Origin of the sequence: Hydrogenophaga sp. 70-12 (assembly GCF_001897365.1) — a bacterium.
In the GTDB taxonomy this organism is placed as follows: Bacteria; Pseudomonadota; Gammaproteobacteria; order Burkholderiales; family Burkholderiaceae_C; genus Hydrogenophaga; species Hydrogenophaga borbori.
The window spans coordinates 1-2791 of record NZ_MKSS01000138.1; the positions used below are offsets into that span (position 1 = coordinate 1).

Annotated in this window: 3 protein-coding genes; all 3 read right to left on the bottom strand. The window is 72.8% G+C overall.

From position 1 onward, the window contains the following. The coding region (locus tag BGO22_RS08445; protein WP_286850119.1) for an MFS transporter at window positions 1–850 on the bottom strand (850 nt) is incomplete at its 3' end. A 159-nt stretch (window positions 851–1009) separates the two neighbouring features. Beyond that, window positions 1010–1876 carry an alpha/beta hydrolase gene (locus tag BGO22_RS08450; RefSeq protein WP_070400633.1) on the bottom strand — a complete coding sequence of 289 codons (867 nt, stop codon included), beginning with the start codon at window positions 1874–1876 and terminating at the stop codon, window positions 1010–1012. Window positions 1877–1967: 91 nt separating this feature from the next. Next, window positions 1968–2791, bottom strand: an 824-nt coding sequence (locus BGO22_RS08455) for a DNA mismatch repair MutL family protein (protein WP_502686444.1), incomplete at its 5' end; no start/stop codon positions are given.

Genomic DNA, 2791 nt, shown 5'->3' on the forward strand with positions numbered 1-2791 from the left:
CCGTGCGGCGCACGCCCAGGCGCACCAGCAGGCGGCGGCAGATGAAGGTGCCCACGATGTACACCAGCGACATGGTGAACATCACGATGCCGTACTGCGTCTTGCTCAGCCCCAGCACGCCGATCAGCACGAAGGACGAGGACGCGAGGTAGCTGAACAGGCCCGCGTACGACGCGGTGGCCAGCAGCGTCCAGGCCCAGAAGGTGGGGTTGCGCGCGATGGTGGCCCAGTTGCGCAGCAGCGGCCCGGGGCGCAGCGCCTCGGGGTTGAGGCGCGGCACGGTTTCCTGGAAGCGCCACACCAGCAGGGCCAGCGTGCCGGCGCCGAACACCGACAGCGCCAGCAGGGCCACGCGCCAGCCGTAGTGGTCGGACAGCAGGCCGCCCAGGGGCGCGCTGCAGCAGGCGATCACGCCCAGGCCGGTGAGGCCTTTGCTCATCACGCGGGCGCCCTCGCTGGGCGCGTACAGGTCGCGCACGATGGCGCGCGCGCACATCACGGCCGAGCCCATGGCCACGCCCTGCAGCGTGCGCCAGGCGATGAGCTGGTCCATGGACTGGGAAAAGGCCCCACCGGTGGTGGCGGCCATGTACAGCAGCATGCCGCCGATCAGGATGGGGCGGCGGCCGAAGCGGTCGGACAGTGGCCCCCACACCAGCTGCGAGACCCCGAAGGCCAGCAGCAGCGCGGTGAGGGTGAACTGGGCCTGCGCCACGCTGGCCCCGAAGCCTTGGGTGAGCGTGGGCAGGGCGGGCAGGTAGAGGTCGGTGGTGACGGGCTGGATGCCCAGCAGCAGCGTGAGCACGAGCACGACCAGGCCCGGCGACATGGCGGAGGAGGGGGCGGACATCCAATCGAGGGTAGCAGATGCCCGCGCTGGCCCGGGTGCTACGGCGACCCGTGCCGCACGAGGTGGTCGAACCGAGCGGTACCACGGAACCGGCTCTGCCGGGCCGTGGGTACCGCCCCCTTGAGGGGGGCGCGCGCAGCGCGGCGGGGGTGTTTCACGTCAGCGCGCGACGAGGCGGATGTTGTCGTCCAGGCCGAAGAGCTCGGCCAGGGCCGCGCGGTACTGCGCCTGGCCCACCGAGTTGGTGTTGTGGTGCGAGCCGCCCTCCACCAGCACGAAGCGCTTGGGGCCCTTGGCGGCCTCGAACAGGCGCTGGCCGAGCTCGGGCTTGATGAGCTGGTCGGCGCTGCCGTGCACCACCAGCAGGGGCGAGCCGATGTCGGGCACGCGCTGCAGGGAGTCGAAGCGCTGCGTGATGAGCGGCGAGAGCGGCAGCCAACCCCACTTGAAGGTGCTGACCACGTCGGGGATGGAGGTGAAGGTGCCTTCCACCAGCGTGCCCTTCTCGTCGTTCACCTGGGTGGCGAGCTGGATGGCGATGGCGCCGCCCAGCGAGTGGCCGAAGATGTAGCGCGGCCGGTCGGGGTAGCGCCGGGCCAGCCAGTCCCAGGCGGCGCGCGCGTCCTCGTAGGCGGTGTGTTCCGAGGGCAGGCGGTTGGTGCTCTGGCCAAAGCCGCGGTAGTCGATGCCCAGCACCGAGAAGCCCAGCTCTTCCATGCGGCGCATGCGGAAGGCCGAGCCGGTGACGTTCCAGCGCGCGCCGTGCAGGTACAGCAGCACCGGGGCCTGGGGGTTGGCGGCGAAGTTCTCGTGCGGCGCCCACAGGCCGTGCAGGCGCACGTCCTCCTTGTCCTGGGCCGAATGGAAGTCGATCCAGACGTCTTCCATGGACTCGGCGGCATAGGCGCCGCCGCTCCAGGCGCGGTCGGAGGGCTGGAAGATCCAGACGCGCTGCTTCTCGTCCAGCGTGGCGCAGCCGGCCAACAGGGCCAGGGCGGTGGCGAGGCTCAACAGCAGGCGGGTCATGACCGGGGAACAGAGGCGCGGCGCGCCACAAAAGTTCATCTGGCTGGGGTAAATCCCAGGCAAGCAAGGTCGATGCCGGGTCGGGCGGGGCCTACCTTCCGCGCAGGAACAGGGCGTCGAGTTCGCGCAGGCCGAGCTGGCGCCAGGTGGGGCGGCCGTGGTTGCACTGGTCGCTGCGCTCGGTGACTTCCATCTGGCGCAGCAGCGCGTTCATCTCGTCCAGGGTCAGGCGGCGGTTGGCGCGCACCGCGCCGTGGCAGGCCATGGTGGCCAGCAGCTCGTGCTCGGCGCGCTGCAGCACGTGGCTGGCCTCGTGCTGGGCCAGTTCGGCCAGCACGCTGCGCGCGAGCTCCACCGGGTCGCCCTGGGCCAGGGTGGTGGGCACGGCGCGCACCGCCAGGGTGCGCGCGGACAGCGGGGCCACGTCCAGGCCCAGCGCGGCCAGCGCCTCGGCCCGGCTTTCGGCGGTGGCGGTTTCCTCGGGCGTGGCGGCGAAGGTGGCGGGGATCAGCAGCGGCTGGCTGGCCAGCGCGCGCTCGGCCAACTGGCGCTTGAGCCGCTCGTAGACGATGCGCTCGTGCGCGGCGTGCATGTCCACGATCACCAGGCCCTGGGTGTTCTCGGCCAGGATGTAGATGCCCTGCAGCTGGGCGATGGCGCGGCCCAGGGGCCAGTCGCCGTCGGGCAGGGGCGTGTGGGCGGCCGCCTCGGCGGCGCCGGGGCGCGGCGCTGGCGCGAAGCCGCCCTCGGCCAGGGCCGGCGGGCGGGTGGGGGCCGAGGCGAAGGGTCCCGCCGGCGCCGAGGCGGCGGCGCCCCACAGCGCCGACACGTCGCTCACCCGGTGGCCCGGCTCGGGCTCGCGCGGCGGGAAGCTGAAGCCGGCCTGGCGCCCGGGCGGCGCCCAGGCGGGCGCTG

Coding starts and splice junctions, on each gene's coding strand:
- BGO22_RS08450 (WP_070400633.1), bottom strand. CDS start 1,876: ATGACCCGCCTGCTGTTGAGCCTCGCCACCGCCCTGGCCCTGTTGGCC.